The following is a 19,252-nucleotide window of genomic DNA, read 5'->3' as shown; positions in this document are numbered from 1 at the left end:
TTGCTTTAAATTCACCATTCACTTACGAAGTAAAATACATCTCCATCAGTTTTCAAAAGCCGAAATTTTCCCTTCCACAGCAACCTTAGCAGCCGTTAGAGGACTCGCCAGGATTGTTCTTGCCCCCTGTCCCTGTCGTCCCTCAAAATTCCTGTTGGAAGTCGAAACACAATATTCACCTTCCGGAATTTTATCATCATTCATCGCCAGACAAGCCGAACATCCCGGCTGTCTGATCTGGAAGCCTGCTTCTACAAAAATTTGGTCCAGGCCTTCTTCATATATTTGTTTGGCTACCTGCTGAGAGCCGGGAACAATCAATGCATGAACATGCTCCGATTTTCTTTTTCCTTTAATATAGTTGGCCGCAGAGCGGAAATCTTCAATCCTTGCATTTGTGCAGCTTCCGATGAAGACATAGTTAACTTTAATATCAGAAAGAGCCTGTCCTGCCTTTAATCCCATATATTTCAAAGCCTTTTCTTCAGAATCATTTTGCGGCTTCGGAATATTCTGGCTGATGGAAATTCCCATTCCGGGATTCGTACCATACGTTACCATTGGGTAAATTTCAGACGCGTCAAATGAAAATTCCGCATCAAAAACAGCTCCTTCATCCGACTTCAGTGTTTTCCAGTATTCCACTTTCTCTTCCCATTCTTCTCCTTCCGGCGCAAATTTTCTTCCTTTTACATAGCTGAAAGTGGTTTCGTCAGGAGCGATCATTCCACCGCGGGCACCCATTTCGATGCTCATATTGCAAACCGTCATTCGGCCTTCCATCGACATTTCCTCAAAGACATTTCCGGCATATTCACAGAAATATCCCGTTCCGCCATCGGTCCCGACTTTTGAAATGATATAAAGAATTACGTCTTTTGGCTGAACGTTTTTATTTAATTTACCGTTTACGGTAATCCTTATGGATTTAGGCTTATTCAGTAATAAACACTGACTTGCAAAAACCTGAGCCACCTGGCTGGTTCCGATCCCAAAAGCGATCGATCCGAAAGCACCGTGCGTAGAAGTATGGCTGTCACCACATACGATGCTCATTCCTGGTTGGGTAATCCCCAGTTCAGGAGCAATAATATGAACAATTCCCTGGTAAGGATGTCCCAAACCGTATAATTCAATATTATTTTTGTTGCAGTTTTCCGTTAATTGCTGAACCTGATTTCTGGAAGACTCATCGCGTATCGGCTTATCCTGATCCCATGTCGGAACATTGTGATCTGCAGTCGCTACAATCTGTTTCGGCCTGAAAACTCCAAGGTTCCTGGATTCCAGTTCTGCAAAAGCCTGCGGGCTTGTCACTTCATGGATCAAATGTTTATCGATGTATATAATCTGAGGCCCGTTGGGAATGGTTTCCACCACATGGGCATCCCAGACTTTGTCAAAAATTGTTTTCTTACTGTTCATTGTTTTGTTTAATTGAAAACCAATTCCCTATCCTATTTTTCTTGTTACCCTCTCAATGATAGCGCTTAAGTCATCATTATTAACTTCCTTTTTACGGTCAGCCACTTTGAGGAATTCCTGATATAAAAAATCAAGCTCATTTTTTGTGACATCAAAGCCGATGTTCTTGAACCGATATGCCAGCGCAGAGCGCCCGCTTCTGGCGGTAAGCACAATGGTTGATGCATTTACCCCTACTTCCGCAGGATCAATAATTTCGTAGGTTTCCCGATTTTTGATTACGCCATCCTGATGAATTCCGGAACTGTGTGCAAAGGCATTGGCTCCCACAATCGCTTTGTTAGGCTGCACGGGCATTCCCATAAGATCAGACACCAAAACACTCATGTAATTGAGCATTTTGGAGTTGACCTCTGTGTATAATTTTAAATTTTTATGTTGTTTCAAAATCATAACAACTTCTTCCAAAGCTGTATTACCCGCTCTTTCGCCGAGTCCATTGATCGTACATTCGATCTGTCTCGCTCCATTGATAACTCCGGAAATGGAGTTGGCTGTGGCCAGTCCAAGGTCATTGTGGCAGTGGCATGACAGTACTGCTTTTTCAATACCGTTTACATTTTCTTTCAGGTATTTTATCTTTTCCCCATATTCTTCGGGAAGGCAATATCCTGTTGTATCCGGAATATTGAGCACTGTAGCTCCTGCCTTAATGGCTTCTTCACAGACTCTTGCGAGATAGTCATTATCGGTTCTTCCGGCATCTTCGGCGTAAAATTCTACGTCTTCTACAAAACTTTTGGCGTATTTTACTGCCTGTACTGCTCTCTCAATAATATCTTCCCTGTTGGAATTGAATTTATATTTAATATGTGAATCCGAAGTTCCTATTCCTGTATGAATTCGTGGTCTTTTGGCAAACTTCAGTGCTTCAGCAGCTACCTCAATATCTTTCTGGTTGGCTCTTGTCAATCCGCATACTTTTGCATTTTTTACCAGCTTTGAAATTTCAGAAACCGAATGAAAATCTCCCGGACTGGAAATGGGAAATCCTGCTTCAATAATATCAACCCCAAGTTCGTCAAGCTTTTCCGCAATAGCCAGCTTCTGTTCCGTATTCAGTTTACAGCCGGGAACCTGCTCGCCGTCGCGCAGTGTGGTATCAAAAATTTCAACTTTTTCGGAATTCATAATGAAGTATTTTACTTAATTTTGATTCAAAACTAAAAAGATGAAACGTTTATTCATTTCTGGTTTTAATAAAAATTACAATATTCAAATTAGTGGAAATTGAATATAAAATTTTGTTTATCAGTATATTAAAATTTAAAAATTTACAATGGCAGAATTGCATAAAGATTTTTTATTTATCCTCATTAAGTCGCTTACGACTTCGGAAAAACGGCAATTCAGGCTGTATGTAAACCGTCTTGGGATCAATGTAGATGCAAAATTCCTGCTTCTTTTTTCTGAAATGGATAAGATGAGAGAATATGATGAAAGCATTATTATTCAGAAAAAAATTTCAACCAAACAACAGTTATCCAATCTGAAGGCACATCTTTACAAACAGATTCTGGTAAGCCTGAGGATGAATCCGAGTCATCAGAATTACAGGATTCAGCTGCGTGAACAACTGGACTTTGCCAATATTCTGTATCAAAAAGGCCTGTATAAACAGGCTTTGAAAATTTTAGATAAGACAAAACAGACCGCTTTGGAGCTTGACGAAAAAACCATTGCTTCTGAAATTATCGATCTTGAAAAAGTAATTGAATCCCAGTTTATTACAAGAAGTATAGAAGGCCGTGCCGAAGAGCTGATCAGACAGTCTACTGAAATCAGCGAGCAGAATCATTATGCCACGGAACTTTCTAACCTTTCCCTGAAGCTCTACAGCGAAATGCTGACGCACGGTTACGTAAAAACGGATGAAGAGCGTGCTGAAATCATGAAAATTTTTGATGCACAAATTCAAAAAATAACATTTGAAAAATTAAATTTTACGGAAAAGCTGTGGTATTTTAAGGCTCACGTCTGGAAAAACCAACTGCTCCAGGAATATAAATACACATTGAAATATGCCTTTCTCTGGGTAGATCTTTTCCACAACAATCCTGAGATGATCATGAGCCATCCTGTATGGTATATTAAAGGGAATACGTATCTCCTGAAAATTCTTTTTCTGTACGGGAATATTGATATTCTCGAAGATCGTTTTAAGCAATTTAATGAAGTTGTTTATTCTTCAAGCTTTTCTCAAAATGAAAACCTGCAATCACTTATTTTTCTGACCCATTACAATACTTTAATGAACATCCACTTTGTAAAAGGGGAATTCTTTTCCGGAACCAAAACAGTTCCTGAAATTGAATTGAAAATGGAAAAACTCCGCGATAAAATTGATGAGCATCATTTCATGATTCTATATCTTAAAATGGCAGCCATGTTTTTCGGAAGTAAAAAATTTAAAGAGTCGATAAAGTACGCTTTAAAAGTAATTGAGTCCAAAGGGAATGTACAGGAAGACCTGCTGTTTCATACAAGAATTCTGATTTTAATGGCAAAGTATGAGTCCGGAAACGATGAAGATTACGATGAATTTATAAAAGCGACTGTAAAGTTTACCAGAAAAATGAAAAAACCTGATGAATTCCATTTTGAAAGCATCGGTTTTTTTAAAAATCTGAATAACGAAACACCGGATCAGCAGACTGAATCATTTAAACAATTCGACCGTAAACTTGAGTTTTTTTCCCAGAATGAATATTACAGAAGATCACTGCTATACATTGATATTCACGGATGGGTACAGTCTAAAGTGAGAAATGTGGATGTTATTGAAATAATTAAAGGAAAAGTGAGGTACAAAAAAAGACAATAATTTTATATCCTCACTATATTCCCTGAAATAATATGAACCTGAAATAAATGACTTATTGATTCTTCAATTTCGAATTAATAAATTCAACACTGCTGTCTTCAAAAACATTCAGAAGTTCAGGAACAAAGTCTCCAAAAGTTTTATATTTGTTTCTGTTTGAGTGATAATCTTTTATTTTATCCTGCAATTGAGGTAAGAATATAAAATTATTTTTCAGATGATAATCTTCAAGCTTTTTTGCTCTTTCAAAATCTTTCTGAATTTTTGCGGTCTCAATTTCGCCAAGTCTTACAAGATGCTCCGCTACACAGGTTTGATAATCTCCATAGCCGCCTGTTTTAATCATAGCCTGTTTTAGTTCGGATTTTTCAAATAGATCTTTAAATTTCTGAAGTTTTTCAGGATGTTTGTAAACTTCCTTATTCACAAAAGAATGCCCGAATTCATGAATGCTTAAAAACCTTGCCTGGAACTGGTTATCATAGCCAAATTGGCCTGCTTTTTCAACTTTCACAAACGGACTCGCAATTTCGTAAATATTTTTTAAACCTGATTTCAAAGTGACATCAGATCCTATTCCTCTTCCTTCATTATCAGAAATCGGCCACATCATTATTGGTGAAATAAGGATCGTGTAAGAATTAAATTTTTCGCCGTAAAACTGTTCCATAGCATCAGTAAAACCTGAAGGAATTTGCTTCATATATTCTTTCGCAGCAGCCTGGTAGAAACTTTTATTTTCATTAAAAAAAAGGCCGATTTTTTCCTGAGCATAAAATTTTGAAAGTTCAGAAAGATAATTTTTAATTAAAATTGTTACTTCATTATTTTGTTCACGCGTCAAACGGGAAAATTCAAACTTATATTCATTGACCCAGCCGTTTGACGAGAACTCTTCATGATACAGTAAGGATTTCATCAGAGCATCATTTCCCAGGCCGTATTTTTCTAAAAGTACATCGTTGAGTTCTGCTGTTGCAAATGCTATTTTTGAGTCTTTCAGATGCACGAATTTCTCTATTGATTTCTTAACAATAGGCTGATATACTGAACATTCTTTAATTTTATACAGCTCAAAGTCCTTATTGTTCCTTCGGTGTTCAGCAGAAAGGATTTCCGCAAGAAAATAAGTCTCTATATTTCTGTTAAAGTCTACTGAAAATTTCCTCATGTTTTTTTGAGAAAATGCTTGTATAAAAAATATAAATGCAAAAGCCAGAAATATTTTTTTCATGATTTAGTATTAATTATTGGTCTAAATATCTGCGAATATAGCATATTAACTAAAAATTCCGTATTTTTGCATCTTAAAATTTCTTAGTAAACAATGATAAAAATTACACTTCCAGACAGTAGTGTCAAAGAATTCGAGGCGGGAGTTACTCCGCTAGATGTGGCAAAATCTATAAGCGAGGGATTGGCTAGAAACACCATTTCCGCAATTGTTAATGATAAACAAGTAGAGACGACCACGCCTATCACCACGGATTCTACGATACAGCTGCTTACCTGGAATGATGATCTTGGAAAGAAAGCGTTCTGGCATTCTTCTGCCCACCTTCTGGCGCAGGCGATCCTTGAATTTTATCCCAATGCTAAGTTAACCATCGGTCCTGCCATCGAAAGCGGATTCTATTACGATGTAGATTTCGGGGACGAAAGCTTATCTGAAAAAGACTTCGAGAAAATTGAGAAGAAAGTATTGGAAAATGCTAAAAAAGGCTCAACGTTTTCTTTATACCCTGTTTCTAAAGAAGAAGCATTAAAAGTATATGCAGATAATCCTTATAAGGTAGAACTGATTTCTAATCTTAACGATGGTGAAATCACTTTTGTAACCCACGATGATTTCACAGATTTATGCCGTGGAGGACATATCCCAAATACAAGTATTGTAAAAGCGGTAAAGATTTTAAATGCTGCCGGAGCTTACTGGAGAGGAAATGAGAAAAATCCTCAGCTGACAAGAGTGTATGGTATTTCTTTTCCAAAACAGAAAGAATTAACAGAATATCTTGAAAGATTAGAAGAAGCTAAAAGAAGAGATCATAGAAAATTAGGTAAAGAACTGGGGATTTTTGCTTTCTCTGAAAAAGTTGGTGCAGGGTTGCCGCTTTGGCTGCCAAAAGGTACTGCTTTGAGAAGAAAACTGGAAAATTTCCTTTCTGCAGCTCAGAAAAAAGGCGGATACGAATTCGTAATGTCACCACATATTGGTGCCAAAGAGTTATATGTAACTTCCGGACACTGGGATAAATATGGAGCCGATAGCTTCCAGCCGATTAAAACGCCAAATGAAGGTGAAGAATTCATGCTGAAGCCGATGAACTGTCCGCACCACTGTGAAATTTACAAAACTTCACAATGGAGCTACAGAGATTTGCCGAAAAGATATGCAGAATTCGGTACGGTTTACCGATATGAGCAATCAGGAGAACTTCACGGCTTGACAAGGGTTCGCGGATTTACTCAGGATGACGCTCACCTTTTCTGTACTCCGGATCAGTTGTTGGGAGAATTTGAAAAAGTTATTGATCTGGTATTATACGTTTTCAGATCATTAGGTTTTGAAGATTTTGTGACTCAGGTTTCATTGAGAGATCCTGATAACAGAGAAAAATATATCGGTTCTGATGAGAACTGGGAAAAAGCAGAAAACGCTATCATCACCGCAGCAAAAAACAAAGGTCTGAAAACTGTTGTTGAATACGGTGAAGCAGCTTTCTACGGACCGAAACTGGATTTCATGGTTAAGGATGCTTTAGGAAGAAAGTGGCAGCTTGGAACGATTCAGGTTGACTATAACTTGCCGGAACGATTTGATCTTCACTACATCGGAAATGATAACGAGAAGCACAGACCGGTAATGATCCACAGAGCGCCTTTTGGTTCTATGGAACGTTTTATAGCCATTTTGCTTGAGAATACTGCAGGAGATTTTCCGCTTTGGCTGAGCCCGGATCAGTTTATTATCCTTCCGATCAGTGAAAAATATGCAGATTATGCTAAAAAAGTTTCAGAATTTTTAGAAAATCACGATATTAGCGGTCAGATTGACAACAGAAACGAAAAAACAGGGAAAAAGATCCGTGATGCGGAATTAAATAAAATCCCATTCATGCTTGTAGTAGGGGAAAATGAAGAGAAAGATGGCACAATTTCTGTAAGAAGACGTGGTGAAGGTGATTTGGGAGTAATGAACATGGAAGACTTCGTTTCTTACTTTAAGAAAGAATCTGCAATATAGACCGATCTGTTAAAGATGAGAATTAAATACTGTTTAATTTAAATTCTTTAATACAAATAAATAGAATTAACCAATAAAATTATAATACAATAGCACAAAGATTTAACAACAGGGGCCCACAGAGACGTCCGGTACAGGAGGACGCTCACTTGATCAACGATAAAATTCGTGTGAGAGAGCTTCGTTTAGTGGGCGATAACGTAGAGCCGGGAGTATATCCTACAGAAAAAGCAAGACAGATTGCTCAAGAGCAGGATCTTGATCTTGTCGTAATTTCTGATAAGGCTGAACCGTTTATTGCTAGAGTTTTGGACTATAAAAAGTTCTTATACGAGCAAAAGAAAAAACAGAAGGAACTTAAAGCCAAGCAGGTGAAAGTGGTAGTGAAAGAAATTCGTTTCGGACCTCAGACCGACGAACACGACTACGAGTTTAAGAAGAAGCATGCTGAAAAATTCCTTGAAGAAGGTTCAAAGTTAAAAACCTACGTATTTTTTAAAGGACGTTCCATTATCTTTAAGGACCAGGGAGAAATCCTGCTTTTAAAACTTGCCCAGGAACTGGAGCACGTTGGAAAAGTAGATCAGCTGCCTAAACTTGAAGGAAAAAGAATGATTATGATGATGAGTCCTAAAAAACCGGCTAAATAATCGATAGCAGGGATCATCTGATCCGCAAAACATATCAACTATAAAACCGCTTCATTTATGGAGCGGTTTTGTTATTGAGTTTTAAATGCTTTCCCCTTATTCTTTTTCTTATTTTTCGTTATTTTGCATTTATTCTTAAAGAGATCAAGAAATTTATTTAATTCTATTCCATGAAAGTCGGATATTACTCCTTTTTTTTATTCATCCTGATTGTTTTTGCGCTGGGCTGTTATTACTACTACCCTTTTCTCTCTGATGACAGTTTAATTTCGCTTCGGTATGCGCAGCGTTTCATTGAGGGTAAAGGACTTACCTGGAACGATGGACATCCTGTAGAAGGCTATTCCAACCTGCTGTGGATTCTGATGATTTCTTTGCTGGGAAAGTTGGGAATGAATCTTATTCTGGCTGCCAGAATACTGGGAATCGTATGTTCCGTTGGTACACTTGCTGTAATATGTTCTTATTTTAAGAAAAAAAATATTAAAAAAGAATACGTTTTTCTGACCGTATTCCTACTGGCTACAACCCCATGCTTTACAGTATGGGCCATTGGCGGACTGGAACAGCCTTTATACATTTTTCTGCTCACACTCACTTTAACTGAAGTTTCAAAAATTATTAACGATAAAAATAAAGGGCGCATCTATTTTCTGTCGTTATGGCTTGGACTTTTGGCAATTACAAGACCGGATGGTTTTCTGTTCACTATTTTAACAACAATATTTTTAGTTTTTATTTTCAGAAAAAGCAGGAAAGATCTTATCCGAGTTTTTGTTTTCGCAGGAATTGTACCGGCTTTATTTCTATTGGGCCAGCTTCTTTTCAGATATGATTTCTATGGCGAATGGGTTCCTAATACGGCATTGGTTAAGGTAAAAGTCACGTTACATCATGTTTTACGAGGTGGATTTTACATTTTTAAAGCTTTCTTCGGAACTGTATTACTGTCTTCCCTTGGACTGTACTTTCTGTTTTATCTCATGTATAAAAAGAGGAATCTCTTTGGGTTTTATTTATTGTTGAATATGGTAGCCTGGACGGCGTATGTCGTTCTGGTTGGCGGTGATATTTTCCCGGCCTTTCGTCATTATTATGTAGTGTTGATTTTATTGGTTTTTGCCATTATTTCAGGATTGAATGAAATGCAGTTCAGCTTTACATCGAAAAGCTTTAAAGTTGGATTTATTGCTATACTGTTGATTAATCCATTTCTTCAGCTGCTGGTTGCTGATAATCATTATGCCATTGAAGAACGCTGGGAATTCCGTGGAATGACACTTGGGAATACTTTGAAAAAAACTTTTCCTGAAAATACTTTAATTGCGGTTACCGCTGCCGGTTGTATTCCTTATGCCTCTGAGCTTCCTACCGTTGATATGCTTGGATTAAACGATTACTACACACCGCGCCATCCTCCTAAAAATTTCGGAACAGGGATGCTGGCTCACGAACTGGGCGATGCGAGCTATGTTCTGAAAAGAAATCCGGATATCATTATTTATCATATGGGAGCTATTCCCAGATTTAATGTTGGTGATCAGATGAAAGTGAATCGTATATTTATTAATGATTATGTGGAAGTCTTTACCAGGCAAATTAATGACGAGCATATTTTGTATTTTAATAAATATGGGAAAAGTACCGGTATTATAAAAAAAGCAAATGCGATGGTGATCCCAGCGTACTTTATGAATACTGCTTCAGGTGATGAAAGTGTTTTTAAAAACAAAAAGCTTCTGAAACATTTTCATAAAGGAAAAAAGTATACACTTTCCCTAAGAAATTCAAATGCTGAAAAGTGGACATTGAGCAAATCTTCATCCAGATTGTTTTCCTTGGAATCTGCCATCAGTTACGAAAAAAACACGATGACTCTTATTGTTGTCCCTGAACAGGAAATATTTTTAGAAAGTCTGGAATTGCAAAGGAAATATTAATAATTTTTTGTAATTTTGCACACTATTATTTCCGGAATTGCCGGGAAACCAAAACAGATATTGATAACAAAACAATAAAAAGCAGAACAATGCCAAAATTAAAAACGAAATCAGGTGCTAAGAAACGTTTTGCTCTTACCGGATCTGGTAAGATCAAAAGAAAAAACGCTTACAAAAGCCACATCTTAACTAAGAAAGAAACAAAGCAGAAGAGAAATCTTACTACTACTTCTTACGTAGCTAAAGTGGATGAGAAAAGCGTTCAACGTCAATTAGCAATTAAGTAGTTTTTATAAATCTATATCCGGTTTATAAGAATTCAAAACAAATTCAACATTTTAACCCTGAAATGGAGCACCTAAGAGTAATGAAACAATTACCGCACATTTCAAAAAAACAATTTAAATTATGCCAAGATCAGTAAATTCGGTAGCTTCCAGAGCTAGAAGAAAGAAAATTTTTAAGCAAGCTAAAGGTTTTTTCGGAAGAAGAAAGAACGTTTGGACTGTAGCTAAAAACGCGGTAGAAAAAGCAATGCAATATGCTTACCGTGGTAGAAAAGAGAAGAAAAGAAACTTCAGAGCACTTTGGATCACTCGTATCAACGCGGGAGCCAGAGAGCACGGAATGTCTTACTCTCAATTTATGGGAGCTCTTAAAAAGAACAACATTGAGCTTAACAGAAAAGTTTTAGCAGATTTAGCAATGAATCACCCTGAAGCTTTCAAAGCAGTTGTAGATCAAGTAAAATAATGTAAAATTTTTGTTATCAATATAAATCCCGGGTTTTTTTGCCTGGGATTTTTTTATTATATACATTTGCTAATTATTAAATATGTAAAAATTTATCTAAGGGTGAAAAAACTAACTACTTTTCTGCTTATTTCTTTGGTTTCTTATAACCTCCAGGCTCAAAGTCTTATCCAGGCTTATAAAAACAGGGCAGACCAGGTTTCCCAGACCAATATTACCACAATTCTTCAGGAATTTGAAAATCTCGGTGTAAAAACTACCGGCTCGACCGCCAATACCAATGCCCTAAACTGGCTTAAAGCAAAATACCAGTCATATGGATACACTGCAAGTCAGATTACAGAAGACTCTTTCACTTACAATAGTACAGGCTCAAAGAATTTGGTGATCACAAAAACAGGAACACTTTATCCTAATATTTACGTCATCATCTGTGGACATTATGATACCATCACCGGAACAGGAGTAAGCGATAACGGAAGCGGAACTTCCATTATCCTGGAAGCGGCGAGGATTTTAAAGGATATTCCTACGGACTATTCGATTAAATTTATCCATTTCTCAGGTGAAGAACAAGGTTTGGTAGGAAGTACACATTATGTGAATAATGTTGTTTTTCAAAATAATGTAAGACAGCTGAATATAAGAGTGGTATTTAATATCGACCAGGTTGGTGGTGAAATCGGCAATAACAACAACGCGATTAAATGCGAAAGCGACCAGTCCGGACAAACCGGAAATAATGCCCAGTCACTGGCTTTTACCCAACAACTGGCCAACTGTACTACATTATATTCTCCTCTACAAACTGTAATGTCTAATGCATACGCTTCGGATTATATGCCTTTTGAAGGTAAAGGAGACATTATTACCGGGTTTTATGAAAATGAAAGGAGCTATAACGAACATACGGTAAATGATACTTTTGCAAATGTAGACCCTGTATATGTTTTTAATGTGGGGAAAGCGGCTGTGGGAGCATTACAGCATTTTGCAACGGCTTCCACAAGTTTGCTGGCTACTGAAGAACAAGCTTTAAATAAGCTCGAAACGGTAAAAGTGTACCCGAATCCTGCAAAAGACATCCTGAACATTGAGCTTGCAAAAGATATCAAAAATTTTAATCTTGAAATTACGGATATGAACGGCAGACTGATAATAACTAAGGAAAATGAAACAAAAATAAATGTTTCAGGATTGGCAAACGGAGCCTATTTAGCGACCATAACAACCAAAGACAGCAAAGCGGTCAGAAAAATAATTATCGGAAAATAATTCCTGTAAATACACAATAAAATCCTGAGTTACTGCTCAGGATTTTTATTATAATTTATATTCTGGTTTCATGTGTTTTTACTGATTCCGTTTCTTTAAAATTTCTTCGATGTTTTCCAACGTAAAATTTTTAGCTTTCAGTAAAATTAAAAAATGGTACAGTAAATCTGCCGCCTCATTTTTAAACAGATCATCCTTATTATCTTTTGCTTCAATCACGAGTTCTACCGCTTCCTCTCCTACTTTTTGAGCCATTTTATTGATGCCTCTCTGAAACAGTGAATAGGTGTAAGAACCTTCGGTTTTTTCGTCAATTCTTTGAGCTATCTTCTCTTCCAGTTCATACAGAAAACCTTTAGAATCTTTATCTCCAAAACAACTGAAACTTCCGGTATGACAAACAACATTTGTCGGAATTGCTTTAACTAAAATCGTATCCTGATCGCAGTCAACTGCAATATTTTTAACCTTTAAAAAATTTCCGGACTCCTCGCCTTTTGTCCAGAGTCGGTTTTTGGAACGGCTGAAAAAAGTTACAATTCCTTCATTTTTAGTTTTTTCAAAAGCTTCTTCGTTCATGTAACCCAACATTAAAACCTGCAAGGTTCTGTCGTCCTGAATGATTACAGGCACAAGGCCGTCTTTATTTTTATTGAAATCAATATTCATCGTACTGCAATTTTTTTATATTTTAAATTATTTTTCAGATCCTGAATCTGTACTTCTCCGAAATGGAAAATACTGGCCGCCAAAGCTCCTGTTGCTTTTGTCTGATTAAAAACTGCTTCAAAATCTTCCATTTTTCCGGCACCTCCGGAAGCAATTACGGGAATATTTATGCTTTCGGAGATTAATTTTGTAATTCTAAGATCAAACCCATTTTTGGTACCATCGCCATCCATCGAAGTAAGAAGAATTTCTCCGGCTCCAAGCTGTTCAGATTTTATTGACCAGTCTAGTGTTTTCAGATCCGTAATTTCTCTTCCTCCTTTCACATGAACCCAGTCTGCACCGTTTATGAATTTAGTATCAATGGCAACTACGATACACTGGCTTCCAAATTCTCTCGCTAAATCAGAAATCAGCTTTGGATTTTTAACGGCCGAAGAATTGATACTAATCTTATCTGCTCCTGCTTCCAGGAGCTTTCTCACATCTTCTATGGTAGAAATTCCGCCGCCCACGGTAAATGGAATTCTCAGTTCCTGTGCAATTTTCTTTACAAGTTCTGCAAAAGTTTTACGCTCTTCTATGGTTGCCGTAATATCGAGGAAAATCAATTCGTCTGCTCCTTCTTTTTCATATCTTTTGGCAAGTTCTACAGGATCTCCGGCATTTCGCAATCCTTCAAAATTGATTCCTTTTACTGTAGTTCCGTCTTTGATATCCAGACAAGGAATGATTCTTTTTTTAAGCATTTTCAATAAAATTTTGGAGTTGCTGCAAACTGATTCTTCCCTCATAAATCGCTTTCCCGATAATGGTTCCGGAACAGCCTATTTTTTTCATCTGCTCAACATCTTCAATGCAGGAAATTCCTCCGCTTGCAATCAGCTGAACATTTGTTTTATCGATAATTTCGGTGTATAATTCATCCGAGGCGCCCTGAAGCATTCCGTCTTTGGAAATATCTGTGCAGATCACATTTTTAATTCCTTTATTTTTATATTGAAGTATAAAATCCACAACATCAATTTGGCTTTCTTCCAGCCAGCCTGAAGTTTTTATCTTTCTGTTCTCACAGTCGGCACCGAGAATGATTTTATCCGGACCGTATTTTTCAATGAGATTAAAACAAAAATCAGGATTCTGGACAGCGATGCTACCAATGGTAATCTGTTTTGTTCCCGAATTAAAAGCAGTTTCAATATCTTCCAAAGTTTTCAAACCTCCTCCAAAATCAATTTCCAGGGAAGTTTCTTTCGCAATGGTTTCCAGAACTTTTTGGTTGACGATATGTTTTGATTTTGCGCCGTCAAGATCTACCAAATGCAGGTATTTTATCCCAAAATCTTCAAACGCTTTGGCAACTTCCAGCGGATTTTCATTATATACTTTTTTAGTATCATAATCTCCTTTTGACAGCCTTACACATTTTCCGTCGATGATGTCTATAGCGGGAATAATTTTCATTTTAAATTTTTAAAAAGTTTTGTAATAAGCGGCTTCCTACGTCGCCTGATTTTTCGGGGTGAAACTGCATCGCATAAAAGTTGTCTTTCTGCAGGGAAGCACTGAACGGCAGAATATAATTACAAACCGAGGTAGTATTTTCAGATAACTCGCAGTAGTAACTGTGAACGAAGTATACATCACTATTCTCTTCAATTCCTGAAAATATATCGGATCTAAAGTCTGAAATCGTATTCCATCCCATGTGCGGAACAATATCTGTTGCAGGAAATTTTTTAACATCAATATCAAAAATCCCCATTCCGACTGTATTTCCTTCCTCATTGTTTTTACACATCAGCTGCATTCCCAGGCAAATGCCTAAAACGGGCTGTATTAATGTCGGAATTAACTGATCCAGACCTTTTTCCTTTAGTAACTTCATGGTGGAGGAAGCTTCACCCACTCCCGGAAAGATCACCTTGTCGGCATTTCTTATCAGGTCAAAATCATCGGTCACCACAGATTCTATATTCAGTCGGTTAAGCGAATTTTGTACGGAATTAACATTTCCTCCATTGTATTTTATGATGGCAATCATTATAAACTTCCTTTTGTTGATGGTAGATTAAAATTACGGTCTGTCTGTTTTACCGCCATTTTTATGGCTTTGGCAAAAGCTTTAAAAACAGATTCGATCTTGTGGTGTTCGTTCTCACCTTCTACTTTAATGTTAAGATTACATTTTGCGGAATCACTGAACGATTTGAAGAAATGATAAAACATTTCCGTAGGAACATCTCCAATTTTTTCACGCTTAAACTCAGCTTCCCAAACAATCCACGGTCTTCCTCCAAAGTCGATGGCAACTTGTGCCAGACAATCATCCATCGGAAGAAGAAATCCGTAACGTTCAATACCTTTTTTCTTTCCTAAAGCTTTTAAAAGAGCTTCTCCAAGCACAATTCCCGTGTCTTCTATCGTGTGGTGTTCATCGACTTGTAAGTCACCTTTTACTTCAATTTTTAAATCTAAATTGCCGTGCTTTGAAATCTGCTCGAGCATGTGATCAAAAAAATGCAATCCTGTTGATATTTCGGATGTTCCGTTTCCATCAAGGTTGACTTGAATTGCAATTTCTGTTTCATTGGTTTTTCTTGAAACTTTTGCTTTTCGAGGAATGCTGGTCAGAAACTGTGCAATTTCACTCCAGCTTACTGTGGTTAAATCAGCTTCCTCATTCGGAACTTTACTTATTAATATTGATTTTGCCCCTAAATTTTGAGCCAGCTTAACATCTGTAAGGCGGTCTCCGATGACAAATGAATTTTTCAGATCATAATCTCCGTAAATGTATTTTCCGAGCATTCCTATCCCCGGTTTTCTTGTGGGTAAATTTTGGTTTTCAAAGCTTTTATCAATTAGAATATCACTGAAAACAATTCCTTCGTTTTCAAATGCTTTTAACATTTTTTCCTGAGGTTTGATGAAATCTTCGTAAGGGAAATTATCTGTTCCCAGTCCATCCTGGTTGGTGACCATGACCAATTCGTAATCAAGTTCTTTTGCAATTTTTGAAAGATTCTGAAACACTCCGGGATAAAATTCCAGCTTTTCAAGAGAATCAATCTGAAAATCAATCGGGGGTTCTAAGATTAAGGTTCCGTCGCGGTCTATAAAGAGTACTTTTTTCATTTTTAATTTCTTTTTTTACCAAACCTCACAGGTTTTTAAAACCTGTGAGGTTTCGGATTTAATTAAATACTTTTTAAGACGTTAATCACCTTATTGTTTTCATCTCTTTTCCCAACATTGATTCTAATACAGTCCGGAATCTGCGGACTTCTCTTGCTGGTCAGAATTTCATTTTCAAGCAATTCCTGATACACTTTTTCAGCATTGTTAAATTCAATCAAAAAAAAATTCGCATCGGTAGGAAATACTCTTTTAACACATTCAACGTTAAGCAATTCATTTTTTAATCTTGAAATTTCACTTAAAGTATTTTTTATATTTTCTTCTATAATATTTTTATAATTAATTAATTGCATAATTTTACTTAAACTTAGTGAGTTAACATTATATGGTGCTTTTACAGTATTAATCAGACTTATGATTTCGTCTGAAGAGTAAGCGATACCTACTCTTGCTCCTGCCATTCCCCACGCTTTTGAAAAGGTCTGAAGAATGATTAGGTTTGGATATTTTTCAAGCAATTCGATGCAAGATTTCTGTTCTGAAAATTCAATATACGCTTCGTCTACCACCACAATACCATCAAAATTTTTAATATAAAATTCAATATCCTGAATCGAATTTCCGGTAGGATTGTTGGGTGAGCAAAGGAAGAAAATCTTGGATTTTTCTTGTTCTGAAACTTTTAAAAATAAATCTTTATTTATCTGGAAATTATTATCTAAATCTAATCCTATAACGTTGTTTTCATTAATAGAAGCATAAAATTTATACATCGCAAACGATGGGTTCATCATCATAACCGAATCTTTCTTCGGCTCACAGAAGATTTTTATGATAAGGTCGATCAGCTCATCACTTCCGTTTCCTACTGCAATCTGTTGTGGTAAAACATTTTTAAGCTCTGCCAGTCTATTTTTTAATTCTTTCTGCGTAGAATCAGGATAGCGGTTATATTCTCCAAACGGACTTTCATTCGCATCCAGAAAAACCGGATTTTCAAATTCATTCTGATCCCTGAAACTTATATAAGGCTGCAGGTCAAGAATATTTTTCCGTACTAAACTTTTGATATTAAATTCTTTCATTCTGTTCTTTTAATCTGATACTTACGGCATTTTTGTGTGCGAATAATCCTTCTGCTTCTGCCATTACTTCAATGGTTTTTTCTAAATTTTTCAATCCCTTTTCCGACAGATTCTGAAAGGTAACTTTCTTCACAAAACTGTCGAGGGAAACACCGCTGTAATTTTTAGCAAAACCGTTTGTAGGAAGGGTATGATTGGTTCCGCTGGCATAATCTCCGGCACTTTCACAGGAATAATTTCCCAGGAAAACAGAACCTGCATTCCGGATTTGCGGAATATATTTTTCAAAATTGTTTACTGCTAAAATCAAGTGCTCCGGCGCGTATAAATTGCTGAATTCCAAAGCTTCATTAATTGAATTCATTAAAATAAAGTGACTGTTTTTCAAAGATTCAGCTGCCATTTCATTTCTTGGAAGTGCTTCAAGCTGTTTTTGGGTTTCCAGAATGGCTTGATTAAAGATATTTTCGTCGGTTGCCAGAAAAATCACCTGACTGTCACTTCCATGTTCTGCCTGAGAAAGTAAATCTGCGGCACAGAATTCCGGAACTGCATTTTCATCAGCAATAACGAGAACTTCGCTCGGTCCGGCAGGCATATCGATGGCTACATTATAATTTTGGGCAAATTCTTTAGCGGCTACAACATATTGATTTCCCGGTCCGAAAATTTTATAAACATTCGGGATGCTTTCTGTTCCGAATGTCATTGCTGCAATTGCCTGAGCGCCTCCTGTTTTGAATATTTTTGTAACACCGCAAAGTTTTGCCGTATATAAAATGGCAGGATTTACGTTTCCATTCTTATCCGGCGGCGTACAAAGGATAATTTCTTCACATCCGGCTAACTGAGCCGGAATCGCAAGCATTAAAACTGTAGAAAACAAAGGTGCTGTTCCTCCCGGAATATAAATACCTACTTTTTCGATTGCTCGGTTTTCCCGCCAGCAAACTACTCCGCTTGTTGTTTCAATCTTTTCAATGTCGGGAATCTGTGAAGCGTGAAATTTGGTAATGTTTAATTTCGCTTCCTGAATGGCTGTTTTCAGTTCTTCACTGATTAGATTTTCAGCAGTTTCAACTTCTTTTTCAGAAACTTTAATATCTTTTAATTCCGCAGAATCGAATTTTTCAGCAAAATTAATCAGCGCCTGATCTCCTTTTTTCTTCACTTCATCAAAAATTGCCGCAACAATTTCGGCTAATTTCTCTCTTTTTATGGCAGGTCTTTTGACGAATCCGGACCATGTTTCCTTTTGCGGATATCTATTCACTTTCATATTAAATCACCATTTTATCAATTGGAATTATTAAAATATCCTGGGCTCCTTTGTCTTTGAGTTCATCAATTACTTCCCAGAAACGTTCTTCATCGATTACCGAATGAATGCTGCTCCAGCCTTCTTCCGCCAATGGAATAACCGTAGGGCTTTTAAGAACCGGAAGTGTTTTGGAAATGGTTTCTATTTTTTCATTCGGAACATTCATCAGGATATATTTTGAATTTTTCGCTTTTAAAACGGCTTTGATCCTGAATATAAATTTTTCAAGGATTTTGGCTTTTTCTTCATCTAACTGAGCTGTTTTTGCCAGAACGGCTTCGGAAGAAAGCAGCGTTACCGTTTCTCTCAGTCCGTTTTTGAAAAGTGTGCTTCCGGAGCTTACGATATCACAGATTCCGTCGGCAAGACCAATGTTGGGGGCAATTTCTACCGAGCCTGAAATGATGTGAATATCGGCAGAAATATTATTTTCCTGAAGAAATTTTCTCAGTGTATTGGGGTATGATGTTGCAATTTTTTTACCCTGAAAATACTCAGGATCATTTGTTTCAACTTCCTTTGGAATGGCAAGAGAAACCCTGCATTTTGAGAACCCCAAAGGTTGTACAATATCAATTTTTTTCTGTTTTTCTACTAAAAGATTTTCACCTACGATGGCAATATCTACGACGCCGTCTTCCAGATATTGGGGAATATCCGAATTCCTGAGGTACATGATTTCCATCGGAAAATTGTCTACGGAAACTTTTAGCTGGTCTTTGCCATTATTAACGAAAATGCCGCAGTCTTTAAGGAGCTGAAGAGATTCTTCGTAAAGCCTTCCGCTTTTTTGTATAGCTATTTTTAATTTACTCATTTCACTTTCTGGTTGTGTCTGAGTAACAAAATGGTAAATTGATAT

At 36.9% G+C, this 19,252-nt stretch carries 18 protein-coding genes; 7 read left to right on the top strand and 11 right to left on the bottom strand.

What is annotated here, in order from left to right; genetic code table 11:
* Positions 1 to 45: 45 nt before the first annotated feature.
* Both leuC and HHL20_RS07740 read right to left on the bottom strand, forming a co-directional pair.
* Positions 46 to 1,425 carry a 3-isopropylmalate dehydratase large subunit gene (leuC, locus tag HHL20_RS07745; RefSeq protein ID WP_169230576.1) on the bottom strand — a complete coding sequence of 460 codons (1,380 nt, stop codon included), beginning with the start codon at positions 1,423 to 1,425 and terminating at the stop codon, positions 46 to 48.
* A gap of 27 nt (positions 1,426 to 1,452) precedes the next feature.
* Entirely contained in the window at positions 1,453 to 2,616 is a 1,164-nt protein-coding gene (locus HHL20_RS07740; RefSeq protein ID WP_169230575.1) for a 2-isopropylmalate synthase, read from the bottom strand.
* 148 nt (positions 2,617 to 2,764) lie between these two features.
* Here HHL20_RS07740 and HHL20_RS07735 point away from each other — a divergent pair, with 148 nt between their 5' ends.
* Positions 2,765 to 4,309: a hypothetical protein gene (locus tag HHL20_RS07735; RefSeq protein ID WP_169230574.1), complete on the top strand. Its 1,545-nt coding sequence runs from the start codon at positions 2,765 to 2,767 to the stop codon at positions 4,307 to 4,309.
* 52 nt (positions 4,310 to 4,361) lie between these two features.
* Here HHL20_RS07735 and HHL20_RS07730 read toward each other — a convergent pair whose 3' ends face one another.
* Entirely contained in the window at positions 4,362 to 5,543 is a 1,182-nt protein-coding gene (locus tag HHL20_RS07730; RefSeq protein WP_169230573.1) for a DUF4932 domain-containing protein, read from the bottom strand.
* Between the two features lie 93 nt (positions 5,544 to 5,636).
* Between HHL20_RS07730 and thrS the strand changes: the two genes are divergently transcribed.
* The 6 genes from thrS (at position 5,637) to HHL20_RS07700 (ending at position 12,174) form a co-directional block, all read left to right on the top strand.
* The gene (gene thrS, locus HHL20_RS07725) at positions 5,637 to 7,556 is read left to right on the top strand and encodes a threonine--tRNA ligase (protein WP_169230572.1); all 1,920 of its coding nucleotides are present in this window, start codon (positions 5,637 to 5,639) and stop codon (positions 7,554 to 7,556) included.
* A 149-nt stretch (positions 7,557 to 7,705) separates the two neighbouring features.
* Complete coding sequence (gene infC, locus HHL20_RS07720; RefSeq protein WP_185194799.1) at positions 7,706 to 8,206, top strand: translation initiation factor IF-3; 501 nt, start codon at positions 7,706 to 7,708, stop codon at positions 8,204 to 8,206.
* A 170-nt stretch (positions 8,207 to 8,376) separates the two neighbouring features.
* Complete coding sequence (locus HHL20_RS07715) at positions 8,377 to 10,146, top strand: glycosyltransferase family protein (protein WP_169230571.1); 1,770 nt, start codon at positions 8,377 to 8,379, stop codon at positions 10,144 to 10,146.
* Between the two features lie 89 nt (positions 10,147 to 10,235).
* Positions 10,236 to 10,433 carry a 50S ribosomal protein L35 gene (rpmI, locus tag HHL20_RS07710; protein WP_002979658.1) on the top strand — a complete coding sequence of 66 codons (198 nt, stop codon included), beginning with the start codon at positions 10,236 to 10,238 and terminating at the stop codon, positions 10,431 to 10,433.
* A gap of 121 nt (positions 10,434 to 10,554) precedes the next feature.
* On the top strand, positions 10,555 to 10,899 hold the full coding sequence (rplT, locus tag HHL20_RS07705) for a 50S ribosomal protein L20 (RefSeq protein ID WP_169230570.1): 345 nt from the start codon (positions 10,555 to 10,557) through the stop codon (positions 10,897 to 10,899).
* A gap of 102 nt (positions 10,900 to 11,001) precedes the next feature.
* Complete coding sequence (locus HHL20_RS07700; RefSeq protein WP_169230569.1) at positions 11,002 to 12,174, top strand: M28 family peptidase; 1,173 nt, start codon at positions 11,002 to 11,004, stop codon at positions 12,172 to 12,174.
* A 78-nt stretch (positions 12,175 to 12,252) separates the two neighbouring features.
* Here HHL20_RS07700 and hisIE read toward each other — a convergent pair whose 3' ends face one another.
* From hisIE to hisG, 8 genes are all read right to left on the bottom strand, one after another.
* Positions 12,253 to 12,843, bottom strand: coding sequence for a bifunctional phosphoribosyl-AMP cyclohydrolase/phosphoribosyl-ATP diphosphatase HisIE (hisIE, locus tag HHL20_RS07695; protein WP_169230568.1), 591 nt, complete (start codon positions 12,841 to 12,843; stop codon positions 12,253 to 12,255).
* Entirely contained in the window at positions 12,840 to 13,592 is a 753-nt protein-coding gene (gene hisF, locus HHL20_RS07690; RefSeq protein ID WP_169230567.1) for an imidazole glycerol phosphate synthase subunit HisF, read from the bottom strand. Before hisF ends, hisIE begins: the two co-directional genes overlap by 4 nt.
* Complete coding sequence (gene hisA, locus HHL20_RS07685; protein WP_169230566.1) at positions 13,585 to 14,307, bottom strand: 1-(5-phosphoribosyl)-5-[(5-phosphoribosylamino)methylideneamino]imidazole-4-carboxamide isomerase; 723 nt, start codon at positions 14,305 to 14,307, stop codon at positions 13,585 to 13,587. The genes hisF and hisA overlap by 8 nt, the downstream gene beginning before the upstream one ends.
* Position 14,308: 1 nt before the next feature.
* Positions 14,309 to 14,887 carry an imidazole glycerol phosphate synthase subunit HisH gene (hisH, locus tag HHL20_RS07680; protein WP_169230565.1) on the bottom strand — a complete coding sequence of 193 codons (579 nt, stop codon included), beginning with the start codon at positions 14,885 to 14,887 and terminating at the stop codon, positions 14,309 to 14,311.
* Entirely contained in the window at positions 14,887 to 15,981 is a 1,095-nt protein-coding gene (gene hisB / locus HHL20_RS07675; RefSeq protein ID WP_169230564.1) for a bifunctional histidinol-phosphatase/imidazoleglycerol-phosphate dehydratase HisB, read from the bottom strand. Before hisB ends, hisH begins: the two co-directional genes overlap by 1 nt.
* Before the next feature lie 62 nt (positions 15,982 to 16,043).
* The gene (gene hisC, locus HHL20_RS07670; RefSeq protein WP_169230563.1) at positions 16,044 to 17,069 is read right to left on the bottom strand and encodes a histidinol-phosphate transaminase; all 1,026 of its coding nucleotides are present in this window, start codon (positions 17,067 to 17,069) and stop codon (positions 16,044 to 16,046) included.
* Positions 17,056 to 18,348, bottom strand: a complete 1,293-nt coding sequence (hisD, locus tag HHL20_RS07665; RefSeq protein WP_169230562.1) for a histidinol dehydrogenase — start codon at positions 18,346 to 18,348, stop codon at positions 17,056 to 17,058. The genes hisC and hisD overlap by 14 nt, the downstream gene beginning before the upstream one ends.
* A 1-nt stretch (position 18,349) precedes the next feature.
* Positions 18,350 to 19,207, bottom strand: coding sequence for an ATP phosphoribosyltransferase (hisG, locus tag HHL20_RS07660; RefSeq protein WP_169230561.1), 858 nt, complete (start codon positions 19,205 to 19,207; stop codon positions 18,350 to 18,352).
* Positions 19,208 to 19,252: the final 45 nt, after the last annotated feature.

The sequence above is a fragment of the Chryseobacterium cheonjiense genome (genome assembly GCF_012927265.1).
GTDB classification, from domain to species: Bacteria; Bacteroidota; Bacteroidia; order Flavobacteriales; family Weeksellaceae; genus Chryseobacterium; species Chryseobacterium cheonjiense.
Note: the sequence above shows the minus strand (reverse complement) of the source record. Positions and strands in the feature narration are given on the sequence as shown.